General features: G+C 72.3%; 19 protein-coding genes. 4 read left to right on the top strand and 15 right to left on the bottom strand.

Features of this window, described 5'->3' with window-relative positions; translation table 11 throughout:
* Positions 1-5 precede the first annotated feature (5 nt).
* From ABZS77_RS18965 to ABZS77_RS18955, 3 genes are all read left to right on the top strand, one after another.
* A complete protein-coding gene (locus ABZS77_RS18965; RefSeq protein ID WP_354824157.1) occupies positions 6-614 on the top strand; it encodes a response regulator transcription factor in 609 nt (202 codons plus the stop codon).
* A gap of 111 nt (positions 615-725) precedes the next feature.
* Positions 726-1,199 carry an acyl-CoA thioesterase gene (locus ABZS77_RS18960; RefSeq protein WP_354824155.1) on the top strand — a complete coding sequence of 158 codons (474 nt, stop codon included), beginning with the start codon at positions 726-728 and terminating at the stop codon, positions 1,197-1,199.
* Entirely contained in the window at positions 1,196-2,554 is a 1,359-nt protein-coding gene (locus tag ABZS77_RS18955; RefSeq protein ID WP_354824153.1) for a cytochrome P450, read from the top strand. The genes ABZS77_RS18960 and ABZS77_RS18955 overlap by 4 nt, the downstream gene beginning before the upstream one ends.
* 16 nt (positions 2,555-2,570) lie before the next feature.
* On the opposite strand, the gene ABZS77_RS18950 is transcribed toward ABZS77_RS18955, so the two are convergent.
* Positions 2,571-3,377, bottom strand: coding sequence for an AfsR/SARP family transcriptional regulator (locus ABZS77_RS18950; RefSeq protein ID WP_354824151.1), 807 nt, complete (start codon positions 3,375-3,377; stop codon positions 2,571-2,573).
* Between the two features lie 248 nt (positions 3,378-3,625).
* Between ABZS77_RS18950 and ABZS77_RS18945 the strand changes: the two genes are divergently transcribed.
* On the top strand, positions 3,626-4,591 hold the full coding sequence (locus ABZS77_RS18945) for a DUF1702 family protein (protein ID WP_354824149.1): 966 nt from the start codon (positions 3,626-3,628) through the stop codon (positions 4,589-4,591).
* Positions 4,592-4,668: 77 nt separating this feature from the next.
* On the opposite strand, the gene ABZS77_RS18940 is transcribed toward ABZS77_RS18945, so the two are convergent.
* The 14 genes from ABZS77_RS18940 to ABZS77_RS18875 form a co-directional block, all read right to left on the bottom strand.
* Positions 4,669-5,838 carry a pyridoxal-phosphate dependent enzyme gene (locus ABZS77_RS18940; RefSeq protein WP_354824147.1) on the bottom strand — a complete coding sequence of 390 codons (1,170 nt, stop codon included), beginning with the start codon at positions 5,836-5,838 and terminating at the stop codon, positions 4,669-4,671.
* An 18-nt stretch (positions 5,839-5,856) separates the two neighbouring features.
* Positions 5,857-6,840, bottom strand: coding sequence for a 2,3-diaminopropionate biosynthesis protein SbnB (sbnB, locus tag ABZS77_RS18935; protein ID WP_354824145.1), 984 nt, complete (start codon positions 6,838-6,840; stop codon positions 5,857-5,859).
* 9 nt (positions 6,841-6,849) lie between these two features.
* Positions 6,850-7,815: a 2,3-diaminopropionate biosynthesis protein SbnA gene (gene sbnA, locus ABZS77_RS18930; RefSeq protein ID WP_354824143.1), complete on the bottom strand. Its 966-nt coding sequence runs from the start codon at positions 7,813-7,815 to the stop codon at positions 6,850-6,852.
* Positions 7,816-7,821: 6 nt separating this feature from the next.
* Complete coding sequence (locus ABZS77_RS18925) at positions 7,822-8,031, bottom strand: MbtH family protein (RefSeq protein ID WP_354824141.1); 210 nt, start codon at positions 8,029-8,031, stop codon at positions 7,822-7,824.
* Positions 8,032-8,040: 9 nt separating this feature from the next.
* Positions 8,041-8,382: a phosphopantetheine-binding protein gene (locus ABZS77_RS18920; protein ID WP_354824139.1), complete on the bottom strand. Its 342-nt coding sequence runs from the start codon at positions 8,380-8,382 to the stop codon at positions 8,041-8,043.
* A 4-nt stretch (positions 8,383-8,386) separates the two neighbouring features.
* Positions 8,387-9,154 (bottom strand): hypothetical protein, encoded by a 768-nt coding sequence (locus ABZS77_RS18915; protein ID WP_354824137.1) that lies wholly within the window; start codon positions 9,152-9,154, stop codon positions 8,387-8,389.
* A gap of 4 nt (positions 9,155-9,158) precedes the next feature.
* Positions 9,159-10,736, bottom strand: a complete 1,578-nt coding sequence (locus ABZS77_RS18910) for an amino acid adenylation domain-containing protein (protein ID WP_354824135.1) — start codon at positions 10,734-10,736, stop codon at positions 9,159-9,161.
* Entirely contained in the window at positions 10,733-12,646 is a 1,914-nt protein-coding gene (locus tag ABZS77_RS18905; protein ID WP_354824133.1) for an FAD/NAD(P)-binding protein, read from the bottom strand. Before ABZS77_RS18905 ends, ABZS77_RS18910 begins: the two co-directional genes overlap by 4 nt.
* A 373-nt stretch (positions 12,647-13,019) precedes the next feature.
* Complete coding sequence (locus ABZS77_RS18900) at positions 13,020-14,585, bottom strand: amino acid adenylation domain-containing protein (RefSeq protein ID WP_354824131.1); 1,566 nt, start codon at positions 14,583-14,585, stop codon at positions 13,020-13,022.
* The gene (locus tag ABZS77_RS18895; protein ID WP_354824129.1) at positions 14,582-14,872 is read right to left on the bottom strand and encodes a phosphopantetheine-binding protein; all 291 of its coding nucleotides are present in this window, start codon (positions 14,870-14,872) and stop codon (positions 14,582-14,584) included. Before ABZS77_RS18895 ends, ABZS77_RS18900 begins: the two co-directional genes overlap by 4 nt.
* A gap of 121 nt (positions 14,873-14,993) precedes the next feature.
* Positions 14,994-16,241 carry a condensation domain-containing protein gene (locus ABZS77_RS18890; protein WP_354824127.1) on the bottom strand — a complete coding sequence of 416 codons (1,248 nt, stop codon included), beginning with the start codon at positions 16,239-16,241 and terminating at the stop codon, positions 14,994-14,996.
* Complete coding sequence (locus tag ABZS77_RS18885) at positions 16,238-17,839, bottom strand: condensation domain-containing protein (RefSeq protein ID WP_354824125.1); 1,602 nt, start codon at positions 17,837-17,839, stop codon at positions 16,238-16,240. Before ABZS77_RS18885 ends, ABZS77_RS18890 begins: the two co-directional genes overlap by 4 nt.
* The gene (locus ABZS77_RS18880) at positions 17,836-20,433 is read right to left on the bottom strand and encodes an amino acid adenylation domain-containing protein (RefSeq protein WP_354824123.1); all 2,598 of its coding nucleotides are present in this window, start codon (positions 20,431-20,433) and stop codon (positions 17,836-17,838) included. Before ABZS77_RS18880 ends, ABZS77_RS18885 begins: the two co-directional genes overlap by 4 nt.
* Position 20,434: 1 nt before the next feature.
* The gene (locus ABZS77_RS18875; protein ID WP_354824122.1) at positions 20,435-21,613 is read right to left on the bottom strand and encodes a GNAT family N-acetyltransferase; all 1,179 of its coding nucleotides are present in this window, start codon (positions 21,611-21,613) and stop codon (positions 20,435-20,437) included.
* Positions 21,614-21,616 lie beyond the last annotated feature (3 nt).

The raw sequence follows: 21,616 nt of genomic DNA, 5'->3' as shown, positions 1-21,616 counted from the left end.
TTGCCATGCTGCGGATCCTGCTGGCCGAGGATGTCGCCATGGTTCGCGGGGCACTGGTGGCCCTCATCGAACTGGAGCAGGATCTGCGGGTCGTGGCGGCCGTCAAGGACGGCACGGACATCGTTCCCACGGCGCTGACCTGCCGGCCCGACGTCGCGGTGCTCGACATCGCCCTGCCGGGCCTGGACGGCCTGTCGGCGGCCGCCCAGCTCAGGACCGAGCTGCCGGAATGCCGCACCCTCATCCTCACCAGCCTGGGCCGCTCCGGAACGGTCAGCCGGGCGCTGACCGCCCGGGTGTCCGGCTTCCTGCTCAAGGACTCTCCGCCGGAGGACCTGGCCAAGGCCATCCGCGCCGTCGCCGAGGGCCGCCGGGTGATCGACCCGCAGCTGGCCCTCTCCGCGTGGGACTGCGGTGAGAACCCGCTGTCCACCCGGGAGCACGAGGTCCTGCGGCTGACGGCCCAGGGCGCCGACCCGGCGGAGATCGCCCTCTCCCTGCACCTGTCCGTCGGGACCGTCCGGAACTACCTCACGACGGTCGTGGTCAAGCTGCACGCCCGCAACCGTGTCGAGGCGGTCAAGATGGCCTACGACTCGGGCTGGCTGCCGTAGCCCGTGTCTCTCGGCGACCACGGGGTGCCTTTCTGTGAGCAAGGTCCGAGATGGAGCGGGGCACCCCCGGCCCGCATGTTGGTCGTAAGTCAGCGACTGACGGAGGCGGCCATGAGGAAGCAGTACTACGAGTACCGGCACGTCGTCGACTTCGAGGAGACCAACCTCGTCGGCAACGTCTATCCGGTGAACTACGTGCGCTGGCAGGGCCGGTGCCGCGAGATGTTCCTGCTCGAACACGCCCCGGGCGTGCTGGACGAGCTGAACGGCGACCTGGAGCTGTGCACGGTCGAGTCCGAGGACGAACAGCTGGGTGAGATCTCGGCGTTCGACGAGGTGTCGATCAGGATGCGGCTGGAGCACCTGTCGCCGACCCAGATCGGCTTCGCGTTCGACCTCGTCCGCGTGGGCGGAAGCGGGGAGGAGCTGGTCGCCCGTAGCCGTCAGCGGGTGGCCTGCATGCGCGACACCGACGGCGCCGCCACCCCGGCGCGGGTTCCGCCGCAGCTCGGATCGGCGCTCAAGGCCTACGCGGTCGCCCCCGCCCCGTCAGCCGCGGCCAGCAGCTCCGGGGGTCGGGCATGAGCATGGTCCGGAGCGGCCCCCGCTCCTACCCGGGGCCACCGCCGTGGGCGACCCCCGGACTGCTGCGCAAGCTGTGGGGTGACCGGCTGCGACTGCTGTCCGACGCGGCGGACGAGTACGGCGACGTGGTCCGCTTCGCGATGGGTCCCAAGACCCTCTACTTCTTCAACCACCCGGACCACGCGCGGCACGTCCTCACCGACAACGCCGCGAACTACCACAAGGGACTGGGCCTGGCCGAGGCACGGCGGCGGATCCTCGGCGACGGCCTGCTCACCAGCGAGGGCGAGACGTGGCGGGGCCAGCGCCGGGTCGTCTCCCCGGCGTTCCGCCGGGAGCGCATCGCGGGCTTCGCCGACGTGGTGGCCGAAGCCGGCGTCCAGCTGACCGGGCGTCTGGAGGCCCGGACCGGCGACGTCGTCGATGTGGCCGGGGAGATGACGGCGCTCACCATGGACGTCCTCGGCCGGACGCTGCTCGACGCCGACCTGAGCCCGCTGAGCTTCCTGGGATCCGCGTTCGAAACCGCCCAGGAACAGGCGATGTTCGAGATGGTCACGCTCGGCGCGCTACCACTGTGGCTGCCCCTGCCCCGGCACCGGCGGTTCCGGGCCGCGCGGCGGCAGATCGAGGACGCGGTACGGACGCTCGTCAACACCCGGGAACAGGGCGCCGGCACCGACGGCTCCGACCTGATGGCCATGCTGCTGCGCGCCGGCGGCGGCGAGCCGAACGCCGACGCCCGCTGGACCGGGCTGCGCGATCAGATCGTCACGATGCTCCTCGCCGGGCACGAGACCACGGCGAGCACCCTCTCCTGGACCTGGTACCTGCTCAGCCAGCACCCGGAGGTGGCCGAGCGGATGCGTGCCGAGGCTGTCGCGGCGCTCGGCGACCGCACGCCCGTGTACGCCGACCTGACCGGCCTGCCGTACACCACGATGGTCATCCAGGAGACGATGCGGCTCTACCCCGCGGTCTGGGGACTGCCGAGACGGGCGCTGGCCGCCGACGAGATCGGCGGGTACCCGGTCCCGGCCGGCGCGGACGTCATGATCAGCCCGTACACACTGCACCGGCACCGTGATTTCTGGACCGAGCCGGACCAGTTCCGGCCGGAGCGGTTCGCTGCCGACGCGCCGCCCGTGGCGCACCGGTACGCGTACATCCCGTTCGGGGCCGGCCCGCGGGTCTGCGTCGGCAGCCATCTCGGGATGCTGGAGGCCACCCTCATCGCGGCCATGGTCGCGCGTCGATTCCGGTTCGAGTTCGCGGGACCGGCCGAGCCGGTGCCGGAGGCCATGCTGTCCCTCCGGGTGCGGGGCGGCCTCCCGGTCCGGGTGCTTGCGGCCTGACCGGCGGGGTCGCCGGTCAGGAGGCGAGCCAGGCCGACTCGGCGTCGAGGTCACCGGTCAGGATCGCCTGGTGGAGCCGCTGCAGCCGCGGGCCCGGCTCCACCCCCAGTTCCTCGCGGAGCACGCTGCGCGCCTGCCGGAACACCTCAAGCGCGTAACCGGCCCGCCCGGAACGGTAGAGGGCGGTCATCAACTGGGCCCGGAAGTTCTCGTTCATCGGGCTCCTGGCCACCAGCATCGTCAGCTCCCCCAGCAGGTCAGCGTGGCGGCCGAGCATCAGGTCGGCGTCGATCCGGCGTTCCAGCGCGCCGAGCCGCGTCTCCTCGAGCGCCGCCACCTCCGCCCGGAGGACCCGCCCGACCGGCACGTCCACCAGGGCCGGCCCCTGCCAGAGCCCCAGCGCGCCGCCCAGCAGTTCGGAGGTGGCCACCGGGTCCCCCGCCTCAGCCGCCCGCCGTCCGGCATGCACCAGACGCTGGAACTCCGCCACGTCGGTGTCGACCAGCTGCGCGTTGAACTGGTACCCGGCGTGCTTGGTCTCGAGCAGCCGCCGCGCCCACCCGCGGTCCCTGGCGGCCGCCCCGAGCCGGGCCCGCAGCTGAAGGATGTACGTCTGCAGGGTGGTGGCGAAGCTGCGGGGCGGCTCGTCGCCCCAGAGTTCCTCGATCAGCGTCTGCTTGGTGACCACCCGGCCGGCGTGCAGCGCGAGCAGCGCGAGCGTCTGGCGCTGTTTGGGCGCGGTCGGCATCACGGGCCGGCCGAGCAGGTGGGCGGACACCGGGCCGAGCAACCGCAGGGTCACGTTTCCGTGTTCCTCGTCCATCTCGCAGCTCCAAACGCTCGCGCGGCGGGTTTGCAGTTCCGAGCATGCGTCGAGTTGCACCCGGCACTCCAGAGACCTGGTCACGACCCGGAGGGTGAGAAATTCATGCCACGGGCATGAGATCGCGACATTCGCTGGTCATGGGCTCGAACCCCCTCACCGGGCAGCAATCGGGAGGTGGTGGCCCGCAGCCGTAGCCCGCCATGATGGCCGGGTGACCGTCGGTGACAACCGTAGAAGGTGGACACATGCCAACTGTCTTCGGATCGGTGCGCAGGCTCGTACTCTCGCCTCAGCTCGCCGACGTGACTTTCGCCAAGCGGGGCTTCCCGGCCAGGCCGTCCCCCGCCGTCCGGCACCTGGAGGCCGTTCCCCAGGCGGTGATCTGCGGGTTCGAGTGGGGAATCGACGCCCGTGACCAGTGGGAGGTCGAGCGCCGACTGGAGCTGGTGGAGGCGGAACTGCGCGGATTCGCCTACGAAGGGGCGACCATGGCCTGCACCGTCCTCGACGCGATGGGCCGCGGTCACCGGACCCGCGATCTGCTGCTCGGGCCGGGGAGCCGGCACATCTTCCTCGCGTACATCGGCATCGGTTTCGCGATGGCCCGGCTGCCGCGGCCGTTGTGGAAGAAGGTGGTCCCCGACCTCGACGGCGATCCCTACCACCCGACCATGAGCTGGCTGGCGGTCGACGGGTACGGCTTCGACCGCGCCTACTTCGACACGCGGCGCTGGGTCACCGAGCAGAAGCAACCCGAGCCGTACGGCTGGGAAGGCTCGCCCGACTACTTCCTCCGCGCGGTCGACCAGGGCATCGGCCGGGCCCTGTGGTTCATCTGCGGGGGCCAGGCGCCCGACGTCGCCGCCGCGGTACACCGCTTCGCCGCCCACCGCCGGGCGGACCTGTGGAGTGGTGTGGGTCTGGCCGCCACGTTCGCCGGAGGGAGCGACGCGGACAGCCTGGCCGCGCTGCGGCGGACCGCCGGAGACGAGCAAGCGCAACTGGCCCTGGGCTCGATCTTCGCCGTGAAGGCCCGGACGTACGCCGGCCTGGTGCCGGACTACACCACCACCGCCTGCCGGGCCCTCACCGGGCTGGACATCGACAAGGCGCTCGCCCTCGCCGACGCCACCGCCGTCCGCGAGGCGGGGGCCGAACCGGCGTACGAGGTGTGGCGGCAACGGATCAGCTCCCATTTCGTCGACGCCTGACCATTGGGGTCGATCTCCGGTGCGGCACCGCGTCCGACCCCTGTGGACGACGCGGTGCCGTTCGCCGGCGCCGGTGCTCACGGCACCGGAATCGGGGTGTCGGCGAGCGCGGCGGCCACCGCGTCCAGATCGGCCGAGATGGTGGACACCGCGCCGGGCCGGGTCGCACCGACCGGCGCGACCGGCAGGTTCGCCCCGGTCACCCAGGCGACCACCGTCTCGCGGGACTCGAGCAGGCCGTCCGCGACGGCCCGGCGCAGACCGGCGAAGGCCGCCGCACCGGCCGGCTCGCTCGGTATTCCCGCCACGTCGGCCAGCAGGCCGGCCGCGTCGAGGATCTCGGCGTCGCTGACCGTGACGAAGTCTCCGCGGGCGGCCCGTACCTCGTCGAGGGTCCAGTCCCCGAGCATCGGCTGCGGCACCTCGATGCCGTCGGCCACGGTGCCCGGCCAGTGGGCCGGCTCCGGGTCACCGTGCCACCTCGCGGCGAGCGGCGCACAGTTCCGTGCCTGCACGGCGATGATGCGGGGCACCCGTGCCAGCGCCCCGCAGGCGACGAGCTCCCGGAAACCCTTGGCCGCGCCGATCAGCGTCACCCCGTCGCCCACCGGCAGCACCACCGCGTCCGGCGCGCGCCGGCCGAGCTGCTCCCACACCTCGAACGAGGTTGTCTTCTTCGCCTCGACGGTCAGCGGATTGAGCCCGGTGCAGCGGTCCAGCCAGGTGAACCGCGCCGCCGCCCGCCGCGACAACTCGAACGCGGCACGGTAACCCTCACGGACCCTGAAGACGTACGCCCCCCGGGCGACCATCAGGTCCACCTTGGCCGGTGCGCAGTCGTCCGGCACGAAGATGACGACGGCCAGGCCCGCAGCCGCGCCGCCGATGGCCGTCGAGAGGGCCGCGTTTCCGGTCGACGCGGTCGAGACGACCCGGACACCGGTACGCAGCCCTTCGTCGATCACGAGAGCCGTGGCCCGGTCCTTGTTCGACGCGCTCGGCCCGGTGGTCTCGTCCTTCAGCCACAGCTCCGGCAGCTCGAGCAGCTGCCGGAGCGCCCCCGGGGCACGCAGGGGCGTGCCACCCACCGGCAGCGGATAGCTCGTGGGCTCGTCCGGCCGTGGCAGCAGAGCCTGATAGCGCCACATGCCGGCGCCCGTGCCGGGGCCCGGCAGCAGAGATCTCGCGTAGTCGTAGGTGTATGTCTGATGTCCGTGGTCGCCGCACTCCAGCCACGCCTCACCCACCGTCGCCCTCCCAGCGCTTCAGTCCTCGAGGAAGCCCGGCACCACGACGGTGCGGGGATCGTGCGCCGCGCGCTCCAGCACGACGGCACCGACGGCGATGTCGAGGATGCCCAGGCCGAACGGTGAGAACACGACCGGCTCCTGCTCCCCCGGCGTCCACCGGCCGGTCAGGACGTCGGCGAGGGTTCCGGTGACGAACTCGCGCCCGCCGGACAACTCCTCGGCGAGCTGCGTAGAGGTCCCCGCGCGCAGACAGTGGTCCACGTCGTCGACGATGTTCCGCGCGGCCAGCAGCGTGCGCGGGTGGATGTCGCGAAGGGAGATGTTGAGGACGGTCTGTCCGGCCCGGAACCGCAGCGTCTCCGGCAGGTAGGGCTCGGCCGCGGTGGTGGCCAGGACGACCACGTCGCAACCGAGCGCGGCCTCCAGGTCGCCGGCGGAGCCGCGCCCGGGCCAGTGCTTCTCGGCGTCGCCGACGTACCGCTCGGCCCGTTCGGTCACCAGGTCGTGGCAGACGAACCGGGTCACCGGCAGCGCCGTGTGGTGCAGGTAGGCGGCGATCGTCGCGGCGATCACACCCGTGCCGACGACGCCGAGACTGACCGGTCCACCGTGGGGCCGGAGGGCGCGCACCGCCAGCGCGGCCGAGGCCGCCGTCCGCGCGGCGCTGATGTGCGCCGACTCGAGGCAGGCGACGGGCCGGCCGGTGCGGTCGTCGTTGAGCAGCAGCACCGCCGACGCCCGGGGCAGGCCGAGCTCGTGGTTACCGGGGAAGCTGCTGATCCACTTGAGGCCCGGCATCCCGGCACCGCCACCGAGGTAGGCGGGCAGGGCGATGATGCGGTCGGCGGGCCGGTCCGGAAAGCGCAGGAAGTGGCTCGGCGGGTTGACGGTGTCGCCCTTGTCATGGGCGAGGTACGCCTGCTCGACCGCGGCCAGGACGGCGTCCCGGGAGCCGCCGAGCACGTCGGCGGCCACCGCGTGTGGAACGACCTGGAACATTCGGACTCCTCACCAGCGGGCCAGGACCGAGTCGATGCCCGGGAAGTGCTCGCTCACCCACTTCTCCGAGTAGACGGTGTCGACGTAGCGCTCGCCGTTGTCCGGCGAGACGGCCACCACCGGCTCCCCGTTGCGGAACGTGGGTGCCAGCCGGCGGACTGCGGCGAGCACCGTGCCGGTGGAACCACCGACCAGCAGCCCGCACCGGCGCGCCATCATGTGGCACGCCGCGACGGTCTCGATCTCGGGCACGATGACGCGTTCGAAATCACCGTCGTCGACGAGCAACCCGGGCCGGAGGCTCGCGCCCAGACCGGGAATGAGGCGTGGGGCGCCGGGGCCGCCGAACAGGATCGAGCCTTCGGCGTCGACGGCGATCACGCGCGTCTCCGGGCGGTTCTCCCGGAAGAACTCCCGGCAGCCCATGAGCGTCCCGGAGGTGCTCACTCCCACCACCACGGCGCCGACCTCGGGCACTTCCCGGAGAATGCTGCGTGCAGTGTGCCGGTAGTGGGCGGAACTGTTGGCCCGGTTGGCGTACTGGTTGGGCCAGAACAGCTTCCGGTCCTGCCGGAGCTGGGACCGGATGTAGTCGATCCGGGTCTGCAGGAAGCCTCCGTTGGGATCCCGCTCCTGGACCACCACGACCCTGGTGCCCTGGGCCCGCATCGTGGAGATGGCGGCGGCGTTGGTGTTCGGATCGGCGACGATGGTGAGGTTGATCCCCCGGGTGGCGCACAGGGTGCCGAGCGCGATGCCGAGGTTCCCCGAGGAGGATTCGATCAGGCGGTCACCGGGGCCGATGCCGAACCTGGTGATCAGGTCCTCGATCAGCGCGACGGCGGTCTTCAGCTTGATCGAGCCGGCGGGGTTCAGGCCCTCCAGCTTGAGGATCAGATCGACCCCCGGGATGAACCCGTCCATGTTCAGGAAGATGTCGTCGGTGACAATCTCGTAGGTCGCGTCATAGATCATCGCGCCTCAGCCATGGTCGGCGCGGACGAGGCTGGCCGGACGCATGTCCGTCCAGTGCTCCTCGATGTACGCGAGGCAGGCGGCGCGGGAGTCGTCGTCGTGCACGACTGTCCAGCCGTCGGGGCAGGCGAGTGCGACGGGCCACAGGGAGTACTGGGCTTCGCCGTTCACCAGGACCTGATAGCGAGCATCGGCGTCTTCGAACGGGTTGGACACGAGTACCCCTCATTCCGTTGTCACGGGGCGGACATCCGCTCCGAGTCTGCGTGCTGCGGCGGGATCGGGCATCTTGCTCGTTGCCGGTGGCTCACCGGCCGAATCGGCCCCGGCTACCAGCGCGTCGATGTGGTCGGCCAGGTCCTTGAGCACAGGCGACTCGACGAGGACGCGGACGGAGAACTGGACGTTCCAGGTGCGTCGGGCGGAGAGGACCACCCTGGTGGCGAGCATCGAGTCACCGCCGAGGTCGAAGAAGTTGTCGGACCGTCCGATGTCGTCGACCTGCAGGATCTCGGTCCACAGTCCGGCGAGAGCGAGCTCGGTCTCGGTGACGAGGTCGGCGTGCATGTCCCTACCTCTCATGTCCCGCGACGGCCTGCTGGCACAGGAAGTCGACGATCGCGGTCCGCGCCTCGGCGTTGACGGCCAGCTCCGGCCGTTCGCAGGGGACGCGCACGGTGCGCAGGTCGCTGGCACCCAACCAGCCGGCGTCGGCCGGGTGGTCCCGGGAGATCACCTGCAGGACCGGCCCACGCGGAGGGCTCAGCTCGTCGTGGTGAGCCGCCACGAGAAAGGTGAGCCACTCGACGTAGACGCCGACGAGGCTCTCCACCGGGCCGCTGACGTCGGCGCCGGTGAAACCGTAGGAGGCCAGCGCCAGTTCGGCGCGCCGGCGCAGATCCGTACCGATGCGCTCGACCAGGACGCCCGGAGTGGCGAGCAGGCGCTCGACGTCGAGCAGCGCCGGCCGCTTCGCGGACACCGCCTGGCCCTCGACCTGGCTGACGACCTCCCGGTATTCGCGCAGGAACTCGTCGGGTGGTGTCCGCTGGGGGTCGAGCAGCACGATGGGCACCGGCCGGTCGGGGCCGGCGAGGAGCCCGGCGAGGGCGACGGCGAGAGGCGCGGTGGCGCAGTACGCGATGATGGCCAGCGGCCGGTCCAGCGACTGCCGGGCGCGGAGTTCACCGGCGTACGCGGGAGTCGTGAGCGCCACCGGCATCGGCGACGTCAGAACCTCCGTACAGGTGAAGCCGTGTCGGTCGAGCTGCATCTCGCTGACGTGGGCCTCGGGCCGGCGGCCCGGGAAGTCCAGGACGAGCAGGGAGTTCTCGGACAAGGGGTCATCGCTCCTCTGCGTCGACGGTTGCCGCCGGCCGGCGGGGGCTCAGCAGCCGCGCGACCGCGGCTCGGTCGGCCTTGCCGCTGGACTTGCGGGGCAGTGCCGGCAGCACCGCGATCGACGGGGGCACCGAGAACCACGGGAGCTCGTCGCGCAGGGCGGCGAGCGAGGTGACCGCGTCGAACCGCTCACCGGCCGCGACCGTCACGGCGGCCCGTAGCTGGCGGGATCCGGCGCCCAGATTGACCGGGACGCAGACGGCTTCCGCCACCCCCGGCAGCTTGCCGAGGCAGGCCTCGACCTCGAGCGGGTTGACCCGGAAGCCCCGGATCTTGACCTCGTCGTCGATGCGGCCGAGGAAGTACAGCACCCCGTTCTCGACTCTCGCCAGGTCACCGGTCCGGAAGGCCCGGGTGTGCCCGTACGCGGTCGGTGGTACCTGCACGTAGCGCTGCGCGGTCAGCTCCGGCTGGTTGAGGTAGCCGAGGGAGACGGGCGACCCGGCCACGAGCAGTTCGCCGACCGGCCCGTCGCCGGGTTCGGCGGTGTCCAGCAGGACCTCGCAGCCGGGCAGCGGCAGGCCGATCGGTGCCAGCGAGGGCCAGTCGCCGCTCGGCCCGTCGAGGGTGTGCACCGACACGGTGTGCGATTCGCTCTGGCCGTAGTGGTTGTTGAGGCGGCAGTCCGGCAGGCGGCCGAAGAACTCCTTGATCGCCGGTGTGCAGACAAGCTGTTCGCCCGCGGTGTTGATCTCCCGGAGGGCGAGGTCCTCCAGCGAGGCGGCGGCCGTCGCCGCGGTGGCCAGCATGTGCAGCGCCACGCAGGGCGTGAAGAGGCGTTCGATCCGCTCGTGCGCGAGCCAGTCCAGCAGCTCGATCGGGTCCTGCCGCAGCTCCTCGGGCATGACGACGAGCGTTCCGCCCCCGCAGAGCGTGCTGAGCACCTCCTGGAACCAGATGTCGAAGTTCATCGGCGCGAACTGTGCCGTCCGCAGGTCCGGGCGGGCCGAGTGTTGCCGCTGCCAGTACGCCATGTTGTCGATGCACCTGTGCGGGACCGCCACCCCTTTGGGATTCCCGGTCGACCCCGACGTGTAGATGACGTAGAGCGGCGCCTCCGGCGTGCAGGGGGCGAAGCTCAGACCGGCCCCGGCCGTCCGCTCGGTCTCGCTCCACTCGGGAATCATGATCCGTCGCGGTCCCGGCACCTCGTGCTCCGGCCCCGCCTGCAGGAGCAGCTTGGCTCCGCTCTCGGCGAGCATGTAGGCGAGCCGCTTCTGCGGGAAGTTGCTGTCCAGTGGCAGGTACGTGGCGCCCGCGCCGATGACCGCCCAGGCCGCGGCCACGAGTGCGGCGCCCCGCGGCCCGGTGACGGCGACCGTGTCACCCGGCACGATGCCCGCCTCCCGGAGCACCGCCGAGATGCGGGCGATCCAGTCGGCCAGCTCGCGATAGGTCAGCCGGTGTTCCGGGTCGGTGACGGCGAGCGCGTCCGGCCGGAGTGCGACCGTGCGCTCGAACTCCGTGAGGACGCAGGGCGGCTGAGCCGGCCCTCCCCACAACCCGGTCTCGATGATCATCGTTGCGTACTCCCCTCGGCCGCACTCATGACCCGGCGCTCCGGCCGGGACCTCTCGAGGAGCTCCGCCACCGCGCGGTCGGCGTCGAACTGGGCGCGCTCGAACCGTCCGGGCGAGGTGAGGTAGCCGTTGTAGAACGTCGCGCCCTCGCAGAGCAGCCCGAACACCGTGATCCCGGCGGCGGGCTCACCGCTCTCGCCGATGGGGTGACCGTCTCCGTCCACGTCGATCGAGGACACCACTGTGCTCTCCGGCCGGTAGCGCCGGACGAGGCCCCGGCGCGCCATCGCGCCGACGATCGTCGGATCGCTCTCCAGCGACCGGAGGCGGTTGGTGAATCCCCGGTAGAGCCAGTCCGCGCTGATCGTCTCGGGCACCGCCAGCGCCGTCGAGGACAGGGTCCACGTGCGACTTCCGCCGTCCCAGCTGACGAGCGGGTCCGGGCCCAGCGGAGCGGTGACCGTGCCCGACCTCAGCAGGGTCAGGATGTCCCCCGCCCGCTCCTTCTCCGGCCCGATGACCAGGCGGTTGATCGCCTCCACGTGATAGCTGTAGAACCGGTCCAGGGAGGCGTCGGTGAGTCCGCCGAACTCGATGGCGTAGCGCAGGAGGTCCCGGACCTCGCGGGCCGTCTCGGTCGCCGCCTTGAACGGGCTCCCCTCGAATCCGCGCACCGCCCGCGCGATGTCGGCCTCCAGCCAGGACTCGATCGAGCGCTGATAGCTGCGCCCGTCGGCCCGGGCGGCGGCTTCCGCCCCGGCCGGCGTCAGAGTGCCGTGGTACGCGGCGTCGGCGTCGAACTCCGCCGGCCCCGGCAGGTCGGCGAGGGTGGCCAGGCATCCCTCGGCGGCGGCGGCACGGGCGCCGAGGAGGAACGCCTCGGCGTCCTCCCGGCCGGCGTCCCGCAGGAGCGTCGCCCGGCGGTACGCCACCCGCAGCTCGAGCAGGAGCAGCGGGAGGATGTCCCGCTCGAAGTCCAGCCGGGGTGTCCGGGCCCGCAGCCGGTCGATCGCCTCCCGGGTGAGCGCGACCGGCTCGTACGACACCGACGACGAGGGCGTGGGCCGGGCGCCGTACGGGAGACCGGAGCGTGAGAACACCACGATGCGCGGCTCGCGGCCACTGGGCACGTACCGCTCGCGCGAGTCCGTCCGGTCGAACCGGCCGCCCCGCCCCACGGTCAGGGCGAAGATCGCGTCGGCGGCCGTCAGGCCGAGTCCCGCGATGGCGACCGTGTCGCAGGGCTGGACGGAGGCGAACTGCTCGGGCAGTGGGTACGGCAGACCGATCAGTCGGCGGGACGAGCCGTCCTCGGCCTCCGGGGCGGGCTGGGGACGCTGGCCGACCGTGACGAAGACGTGGTCCGCCTCGATGCGGTCGCCGTTGTCGAGCCGCAGCACCGAGCTTGCGCCCCGGGGCACGACATCCGCGGCTTCGGAGTGGTGGTCGATCAGCTGGAGGTTGTCCGGCGCCATGGCGCGCAGGCGCTCGTAGAACCAGACGAGATACTCACCGAAGACCCGGCGCGGCAGATTGTCGTCAGGCGTTGCCGGGCGCCCGGCGCTTCCCACCGTGAAACCGTCGTCCGCCACACGCAGGTCCCGCTCCCGCGCCCAGTCGAACAGACTGGGACCGCTGATCGCCGGTGCCCGGGTCACGGACCGGTCGGAGGGGAACATCGACACCTGGGCGCAGGCGTGGTTGAGCAGCAGATAGTCCGGCTGGCGGACGTCGTACTGCCGGGGCTGCGCGGGGCGGGCGTCGATCAGGTGCACGCGCATCGTCACCGTCGGACCGGCGAGTGCGGCGTGGCTGACGAGACGCTCCAGAACGCTCAGTCCCCGGACGCCGAGACCGACGATCGCGACGGTCACCGCTTCCCGTTGCTCTGGCGCATCACGCTCACTCACCACAGACCTCCAAGTAAGCCTCATGTGCCGCGGGGGCTGACACCGGTGTCGGCGGCCCGTACCCCCGACGATCGCAGTCCGGGCCACCGGTCACACCTCCGCGATTGCCGCCGCTGATCAGCTCTGGCGTGAGCCGTCGGACGGCCTCCCCGGCCGAGGTCGTCGGCCTTTTTGGGTGCCGCTCCTCCCGGCGGGTGGCCGGAGGGAGCGGCCGGCCGTCGACGCGGCCCCAGGTCCGGTAGAAGCCCGCCCGGGCAGCGTCTCCGGTCCCGAACGGGAACCACGAACTCGCGGGAGACGCCCGGGGCGGCGCGCCGCTAGGCCCGGCCGAGCAGCCGCGCCCCGCCGGCGTGCCGGAGCCCTCGCCCGACGGTCACCGCCGGGCCGCCCGCCGCGATCGGCGCACGACGTCGTGCAGGGCGGCACGGTCGACCTTGCCGTTGGCGGTCACGGGGTACTCCGGCAGGGCCCGCACGATCTGCGGCACCAGGTAGTCGGGCAACACCCGACGCAGGTGGGCGCGTACGCCGAGCGGGTCGTCGTCGGGCGGGCCGGATGTCTCCGGTGCCGCGTCCGATCTCGGTGCCAGGTAGACCAGGGCCAGCCGTTCCGGCCTGCCGTCGGCGCCGTTCACCCCCAGGGCGACACAGTTGCGGGCGCCCGGCAGCTCGGCGGCCGCCGACTCGATCTCGGCGAGTTCGATCCGCAGTCCGCTGATCTTGATCTGGCGGTCACGCCGACCGCGATAGTGCAGGACGCCGTCGTCGTCCCACACCCCCATGTCGCCGGTCCGGTAGATGCGGACCGGCCCGTCGAGGTCGATGGTCGGGAACTTCTCCAGGGTCAGCTGCGGTTGCCCCAGGTAACCGGTGGCCAGGCCGGCGCCGGAGATGCAGATCTCGCCCTCCTGACCGGGCGCGCACCGCTGGTCCAGGGCATCGAGCACGGCCACGTCCGTCCCCGGCACCGGTGTCCCGACCGGCAGCCCGCCGGGCCGGTCGCAGTCGGCGGGCACCACCCGCCGGAGGGTGGTGATCATGCAGCTCTCGGCGGGGCCGTAGGCGTTCCAGAGCGGTATGCCCCGATGATGCAGCAGGAAGCTGCGGACGTGGTCCGGCGACGCCTTCTCCCCACCGAAGTACACGTCGGTGAGGCCGGTGAAGCAGTGCGGGTCCTCGTCGACGAGCAGGTTGAACACCGACGTCGTCAGCCACAGGGTGTCGACACCCTGCTTCGCCACGATCCGGCGCAGCGTGCTCGGGAGCAGGTAGTTCGCCGGGATCTGCACGACCGTGCCGCCGGTGGTGAGCTGGCCCCACAGCTCGAACGCGTACATGTCCCAGGGCAGTGCCGCGATCTGCGGTGTCGCGTGACCGGGACCGAAACCGCTGAGGCCTCCCGCGCCGAAGAACCGGGTCACCGCCTGGTGGGGCGACACCACGCACTTCGGGATGCCGGTGGTGCCGGACGTGAAGAGGACCGTCGCGGGCGCGTCCGGCGCCACCGGTGCCGCGTCGAACGGCCGGGCGCGCCGGACCGCGCCGGCGATGCCGCCGGCGGGCGGCAGGCAACTGGCGTGTCCGCCGGTCTCCTGGCCGGCTGCGGCGATGACCACCACCGGCGCCAGGAGGTCGAGGATCACGCGCCGTCGCTCGACCGGCCAGCTCGGGTCGAGGTTGGCGTAGGCCGCACCGGTCTTGAGCACCCCCAGCTGCAGCGCCACCATCTCCGGCGAGCGGTCCATGAGGAGCGGCACGATCAGGCCGGGTCCGACACCGCGTTCGGACAGGTCGGCGGCGTAGTCGTTCGCGGCCGTTTCGAGCATCCCGTAGCTGATCTCGCTGTCGTGCCAGACCAGCGCGGTCGCCCGTGGATCACGCGCCGCCTGTTCCGCCACGGCCGCGTGGATCACCGGCGGGAAGCCGACCGGACCGGTCATGTCTCGGCTGCCAGCGCGGCCTCGGACTGCACCTTGCGGGCGAAGTCGGCGACGACGTCGCTTGTGAACAGCCACGCCGGGTCCACCCGCCAGCCGCGTTCGTGCTCGAGCCGTGCGCAGATCTTGATGGCCGCGAGCGACGTCCCACCGAGGTCGTAGAAGCTGTCCGTCCGGCCGACACGGTCGATGCCCAGTACCTCGGCGATGACCCCGGCGACGGCCTGCTCGCCGTCCCCCTCCGGTTCGGCGAAGACGTTGTCAACGAACTGTTCCCTGGATTCAGTCATTCCGATCCTTCTGCTCCGCGTTCCCGTCTTCGGTCGCCAATCGTCGCAACAGTCCCGGTCGTCCGGCTTCTCCGGTTTTGCTTGCCCTGCCCGCGACGCGTTCCGGCGCCCGCCGTCCCGGTCAGAGACCGGCCAGCAGCCGCACGAAGGTCCTGGTGAGCCCGGTGACCTCGGCCCGGCCGAGCACGCCCGGCCGGTACACGAAGAGGCAGTCCGTGGCACCGTCCCGGTCGATCATCGTCAGGGCGAGATCGACCTTGGTGCCGCTGCTGACAGGGCGGATGTCAGCGGCGGAGGTCAGCATGGTGGCCATCGAGTCGTAGGCCGCCGTGAGACCCGCCCGCCCGCCGATCGACTGCAGGTCCCGGACGGTGATCGTGGCGTGGTCCAGCGCGTCGAGGAACGCGTCGCGCAGGCGGGCGTGCATGGCCGCCAGGTTCTGGGGGGCGGCCGGGCCGGCGGTGCCGACCCGGATCGGCAGGACGGTGGTGAAGCAGCCGTACTCGCCGCGGTCGACGGTCGCCGGCCGGCCGTCGACCGGGATGCCGACGGCGAGTTCCGCGCCGCTCCCGCCGCGCCGACGGGCCTCCAGGAACGCCGCGACGAGGACGAGGAAGGCGCTGCTGCGTTCCCCGGCGGCGAAGTCGGCGACCGCCTGCCGCTGCGTGCGGTCGAGGCGTACCTGGACGGACTCGGTCTCGTGCGGATCCGCCGGCGGGTCCCGCCGGTGCGGCGCGGCGGGTGGCCGGTCCGCCGGCCGCAGCAACCGCGTCCAGTACGTGACGTCGTCATCGTGACGGCGGCGGAAGTTGACCAGCTGCGCGGCCGCGCTGGAGCCGGGCACGAAGCGGGGCGCGTCGGCGCGGTCTGGGTGGATCGCCGTGTGGCACACCTCGGCCAGGAACGCGGCGAGCGACCGGCCGTCGATCAGCGCGTGGTGGCTGACCGCGCACAGCCGCGGTTCGCCGGGAGCCGACCGGTCCGACTCCGGCGACATCAACCGCAGCCGTACGGTGCCGGCCGCACCGGGGTCGATGGGTTCACGGGCCAGCGCGGTGACCATCGTGTCCCAGTTCTCCGGCGGGGCGCGTACGGCGGTCACGTCGAGTTGCGCGTCGGGCTGGTCACCGACCAGGGCGTAGAGCGCGTCGTCGGCGGTGGCGAGCCGGGTCCGCAGCGCCGGTTGCCGTCCGGCGATCTCCGTGGCGATGGCGGTCACCAGCTCGACGTCCGGCGCAACCGGCCAGCGCATGCTCGCCGCGACGTTGTAGGTGCCCGGACGGCGGGTGACCCGGTCGAGGAACCAGAAGTCGCGCTGGAAGGACGTCGCGGCGATGGCGGTCCAGCTCGGTCGTGGGTGACCGGTCACCGCGGCGCGCCGGGGAGGACGTCGCCGAGCACCACGGAGATCGGGGTATCCGGTGCGCCGGTGAGCGCCCGGACCGCGGCGTGGAAGACGGTGGCGAGGCCCCGGACCTGCTCTGCGGTCAGCAGCGGCGTGCAGAACCGCCACAGTGTGCCGTAGCCCTGCGGATCGGGCACCAGGACGACGTCGAGGTCGAACTTGGCGCCGCCGTTGCTGGGGAACCGCAGGCTGGCCCGTTTTCCCGGCCCCCACGCGGGACGCAGGTCCGGGTAGTCGTTCATGGAGAAGCAGACCTGGAAGTGCGGATTGCGCGAGCCGTCCCGCCCGCCGCGCAGCTCGCGGGCCACGCTCGGGAACGGGATCTCCTGATGGTCCAGACCGCGGGTGAGCACCTCCGACAGTTCCGCCGTCAGGTCCCGCATCGTCCGGGTCGGCCAGCCGCGGACCGGCAGCGCGATGGTATTGACGAACATGCCGAGGATGTCCTCGGTGCCGGGGACCCGGCGATTGCGCATCATCGAGCCGAGATTGAAGTCCGGATTGCGGCTGACCCCGCCGATCACCGCCGCGAAGGCGGCCATCAGCACGACGAAGCTCGTGGTCCGCTGCGACCGGGCGTAGCTGTCCGCCGCCGCCACGACCGCGGCCGGCAGCCGATCGTGGTAGGTGTCACCGGTGAACGAGAACTCGGCCGGGCGCCGGGCGTCGTCGCCCAGGCGCAGCGGCTCGACCGGATCGGCCAGCAACTCGGCCCAGAACTTCCGCGATGCCGCGGCGTCGTCGGTGTGCAGCCACATCCGTTGCCAGGCGGCGTAGTCGGCGTACCGGTGCAAAAGCGCGGGCAGGCCGGCGCTCGAACCGGTGCGGTAGACGTGGGCCAGCTCGTTCATGAGTCGGCCCAGTGACCACCCGTCGTGCAGGAAGTGGTGCTCGACCAGGATCAGGGCCTGCCGGCCGTCGCCGAGTTCCGCGAGGGTCCACCGCAGCGCTCCGGCCTCGGTCAGGTCGAAGCGCTGGCGGCCCAGGTCTCGGATCCACCGGTTCCGCTCGGCCGGATCCGACGCCGACAGGTCCGCGGTGTCGAGGTGGACGACCGGGTCGGGCCGCTCGAGCAGGACCGGGCGGCCCCGCCGGACGGGGAACGACGTCCGCAGCAGGCTGTGCCGCGCCGCGAGGGCAGCCAGGGCGTCGGCCAGCCGCATGCGGTCGACCCGCTCGGGCAGGTCGATGACGGCGAGATTCTGGTACGCGATGTTGTCGGGCCGCAGCTGTTCCAGGAACCAGATCGTCTCCTGCTGGACCGTGACCGGTGGCGTGTCACCGTCCTCCAGGTGCGGCAGGCTCAGCCGCGCGGCACCGTCACCGGCGAGGATCGCCGCGGCGAACCGGGCCGGGGTGGAGTGGCGCATCAGCACGGTGAACGCGGTGTCGATGCCCTGCTCGCGCATGGCCCCGACGATCCGGGCGGCGGCCAGTGACGTGCCGCCGGCGGTGAAGAAGTCGTCGTCCGGCGCGGCCGGTGATCCCAGCTCGGTCGCCCACACCGACTGGATGGTGCGCACGAGTGCCGCGTGGTCGGTCGGCTGTCCGTCGCTGCTCACTGCGGGGCCTCCTCGGTGGCACGGGCGCGCGTGACGAGCGCGTCGAGGGTCAGGAGGTCGAACACGTCCCGGACCTTCAGCGCGGTGCCGGCGTCCTCGTTGACAAGTGCGACGAACCGCGCCGCGGTCAGCGAGTCGCCGCCGGCCAGGAAGAAGTCGCCGCCGGACTCGGCGCCGGGGCCGAGGACTTCGACCCAGGCGGCCCGTACGACCTGCTCCACCCCGTCGGGTTCACCGGTGACCGGGGCGGGCCGGTCCTGCCGTGGTGTGTCCGGCGTGGTGGCCGGCGGGCCGGCCGCGAGGCCGGCGAGCGCCGCGCGGTCGACCTTGCCGTTGGCCGTGACCGGCAGCGCCGGCAGCGCGGTCAGCCGGGTCGGCATCATGTACGACGGCAGTGTCCTGCCCAGACCGGAGCGCAGCCGGGTCTCGTCCACCGGATCGGCACCGGCCACGTAGAACGCGCACAGCGCCCGGTCCCCGGCGATCACCGCGGTGACCACCGCCGCGTCCAGGACGCCGGGCTGCCGGACGAGCGCGGCCTGCACCTCGCCGAGCTCGATCCGGTATCCACGGATCTTGACCTGGTCGTCGAGCCGGCCGAGGAACTCCAGGTTGCCGTCGGCGAGCCAGCGGGCCCGGTCGCCGGTGCGGTACAGGCGCTGGCCAGGGCGGTCCGGTGACGGGTCCGGGATGAACTTGGTCGCGGTCAGTTCCGGATCACCCGCGTACGCCGTCGCCAGGCACTCGCCGCCGATGTAGAGGTCTCCGGGTGCACCGACCGGGCACGGGTCCCACCGCTCGTCCAGCACGTGATAGCGGGCGTTCTGCATCGGCTTGCCGTACGGGATGCTCGGCCAGCGGGGATCGACCTCACCGGCGACGAAGGCGTTGGACCACACCGTGGCCTCGGTGGCGCCGCCGAGGGCCACGACTGTCGTGTCCGCTCCGAAGCGGTCGCGGATCTCGGCGGGCATGCTGACCGGCACCCAGTCGCCGGACAGGAACACCCGGCGCAGTGCCGGGCGACCGCCGGGGGGCCGGCCGCGGGTCGCGGTGAGCACCACCGACAGGGCGGCGGGGGCCGAGTCCCAGAAGGTGATGTCCTCGCTGGTCAGCACGTCGTACACCCGCTCGGGTTGGGCCAGCACCGCGTCCGGCAGCAGGTGGACGCTGCCGCCGGCGGAGAGGACGCCGAACATGTCGTAGATCGACAGGTCGAACGCGAACGACGTCACGAACAGCAGGCGGTCGGAGGCGTCCACCCCGAACTCGCGGTTGACCCAGTCGATCAGGTTCGCCACCGCGTGATGGGTGACCAGGACGCCCTTGGGCTGACCGGTCGAGCCCGAGGTGAAGATGCAGTAGGCCATGTCCCGGGTCGCGGGGCCGGATCCGCTCCAGGGCGTGCTCGCATCGACCTGGGGCCGCCCGGCCAGCACCAGCCGGTCGGCGGGCCGGTCCGATCCGCCGGCCGCCAGCACGACGTCGTAGCGCCGCTGGAGCAGGCCCGGAAGGCGGTCGTCCGACCGGCGCACGATCTCGGCCCCGGCGAACCCGTCGGCGGCCAGGAACTCCCAGGCCCGGACCGGAATCCGGAACAGGTCGGGGTTGTCGCCGCTGATCGGGTCGATGACGTCGGCGATCACCAGCCGGCCGGTGTCGCGCAGCACCCGGCGGCACTCCCCGACGACTGTGGCCAGGTACCGCGGTCCCGGGAAGAACTGGGCCGTGCTGGCCACCAGGACCACGTCGAACGGCTCGTCGTCCGGGCCGAGCTCGTGGGCGTACCCCGTGCGGACGGTGGCTTTGACATCGTGTTCGGCGGCCCAGGCGGTGAGCCCGGCGACGGCCACCGGCGACGGATCGACACCGACGTAGTCGAAGCCGGCGGCCATCAGGGCCTTGCCGATCAGGCCGTTGCCGCAGCCGATCTCGAGCACCCGGCAGCCGTCACCGGCGGCGGCGACGAGATCGACCACGTGGTCGCGATAGGCGAGGATCTCCGCCTCGGTGAAGGTGACGCTGTTCGGGCGCAGGTTGAACCCGGCGCCCCGGTACTCGTCCGGGTCGGCGGCGATCGAGTTCCACAGGCCCACCATCATCGTGAGACGGTCCGGGTCGTCGAAGGCGTCCAGGTCCCCGTCCACGCACACGATCGACGTCAGGCTCGGCACCCGGTCGAGCAGTTCGTAGGCGGTCCGGGCGGTCGAGCGGTCGACCAGCAGCGACCGGCAGTTCATCTGGTGCAGCGCCACGGCGATGCGCTCGGCCGGCCAGCGGACGTCGACCGGCACGTAGACGCCGCCGGCGCGCAGCACCCCGATGACCGATCGGACGGCCTCGGGGTGGTGGTCGCAGAGGAGTCCCACAGCGGTGCCCGGCCCCACGCCCACGGAGTGCAGGAATCCCGCCGTGGTGGCGGACGCGGCGGCGAGCTCGTCGTGCCGGTAGGCGATGCCGTCGGCGGTCACCAGCGCCGGGCGCCCGCCGTGGGCCGCCGCGCCCGCCGCGAGCAGGTCCGGAACAGTTCTCGGGACGAAGGGACGGTCGGTGGCGAACCAGTCCGGCGGGGGCAGCTCGGGTGCGTCAACCATGTCAGCCTTCCATTCCTAGTCGCCACGTCGCCCGGCCGCCCACGGACCGCTCCGGGCGGAAGCCGCGGGCGACGACCCACGGTGGCGGTTCCTTGTGCCCGTCGAGGGTGGTCACGAGCGCCTTCCGGCCGAGCGCGGCGGCGTACGCCCGGCACTCGCCGAGCAGCAACCCGCCGATACCGCGCCGGGCGGCGGCCGGATGCACGAGGCCCCAGACGTGACACTCGTCGTCGCCGGCCTCGCCGCACTCCACGTAGGCGATCAGCTGGTCACCGTCGCGGACGGCCATCCGCAGCAGGTGACGGTCCGGATCGGGGGCAGGCGGGGCCGGTGCGTGCGGACAGGCTGCCGCCAGCGCCGCCAGCGCGGCCGGGTCGCCGTCGAACGGCTCGACGGCGTAGCCGCCCCACGGCCTCGGGTGGGGCCGGTCGGGGGCACCGAGCACGATGTCGCCCAGGGCCTTCACATTGTCCGGTTGCCGCAGGTAGAAGTGGTTGCCCGGTAGGGCGTACACGGGTGTCGGACCGGTGAGAAAGCGCCGCCACCCGGCCACGACGGCCGGCGGCGCGTGGTCGTCGCCGACACCGGCCACCAGCGCCGCCGCGCACGACGGGGGACCTCCGGGCAGCGGCTGGAACGCGTCCACCGCGACGAGGTCGGTACGCAGCGGCTTGAGCAACATCGCGAGCCAGTCCGGTTCGGCCAGGATCTCGTCCGGCATGCCGCCCAGCTCGCGCAACCCCGCGACCAGTTCCTTGTCGCTGCTGGTGGCCACCGCAGCCGGGAGTGGCAGGTCCGGTGGACGAGCCGCGGACATGACCAGCCGCGCCGGCGCCGGCCCACCGGCCTCCGGCAGCACCCGCGCGATCGTGTACGCGATCAGCGCGCCCATGCTGTGCCCGAACAACACGTACGGGCGGTCCAATGTGGACAGTAGCGGCACCGCTATCCGGCGTGCGAGCAGGTGCAGGTCGGGGCAGGCCGGCTCGGCCATCCGGCCCTCCCGGCCGGGCAGCGTCACGGCGACGACCTCGGCGCGGTCGCCCAGGGCGGCCGCCCACCGGCTGTACATGCTCGGGCCGGCGCCCGCGCTGGGCAGGCACACCACCTGTACCGGCGCGTCCGGGCGTGGCTGGGCACGCTGGATCCAGCGGTTGGGTCGGATGGTGGTGTCGGTCACGCG

Source organism: Micromonospora sp. NPDC005298 (assembly GCF_040607375.1).
Lineage (GTDB): Bacteria > Actinomycetota > Actinomycetes > Mycobacteriales > Micromonosporaceae > Micromonospora.
This window is presented reverse-complemented; position numbering and strand designations above follow the sequence as displayed.

Excerpts from the sequence above, each read along its gene's own strand:
- ABZS77_RS18965 (WP_354824157.1), top strand. The coding sequence starts at position 6 with ATGCTGCGGATCCTGCTGGCCGAGGATGTCGCCATGGTTCGCGGGGCA.
- ABZS77_RS18960 (WP_354824155.1), top strand. The coding sequence starts at position 726 with ATGAGGAAGCAGTACTACGAGTACCGGCACGTCGTCGACTTCGAGGAG.
- ABZS77_RS18955 (WP_354824153.1), top strand. The coding sequence starts at position 1,196 with ATGAGCATGGTCCGGAGCGGCCCCCGCTCCTACCCGGGGCCACCGCCG.
- ABZS77_RS18950 (WP_354824151.1), bottom strand. The coding sequence starts at position 3,377 with ATGGACGAGGAACACGGAAACGTGACCCTGCGGTTGCTCGGCCCGGTG.
- ABZS77_RS18945 (WP_354824149.1), top strand. The coding sequence starts at position 3,626 with ATGCCAACTGTCTTCGGATCGGTGCGCAGGCTCGTACTCTCGCCTCAG.
- sbnB (WP_354824145.1), bottom strand. The coding sequence starts at position 6,840 with ATGTTCCAGGTCGTTCCACACGCGGTGGCCGCCGACGTGCTCGGCGGC.
- sbnA (WP_354824143.1), bottom strand. The coding sequence starts at position 7,815 with ATGATCTATGACGCGACCTACGAGATTGTCACCGACGACATCTTCCTG.
- ABZS77_RS18920 (WP_354824139.1), bottom strand. The coding sequence starts at position 8,382 with ATGCACGCCGACCTCGTCACCGAGACCGAGCTCGCTCTCGCCGGACTG.
- ABZS77_RS18910 (WP_354824135.1), bottom strand. The coding sequence starts at position 10,736 with ATGATCATCGAGACCGGGTTGTGGGGAGGGCCGGCTCAGCCGCCCTGC.
- ABZS77_RS18900 (WP_354824131.1), bottom strand. The coding sequence starts at position 14,585 with ATGACCGGTCCGGTCGGCTTCCCGCCGGTGATCCACGCGGCCGTGGCG.
- ABZS77_RS18895 (WP_354824129.1), bottom strand. The coding sequence starts at position 14,872 with ATGACTGAATCCAGGGAACAGTTCGTTGACAACGTCTTCGCCGAACCG.
- ABZS77_RS18880 (WP_354824123.1), bottom strand. The coding sequence starts at position 20,433 with ATGGTTGACGCACCCGAGCTGCCCCCGCCGGACTGGTTCGCCACCGAC.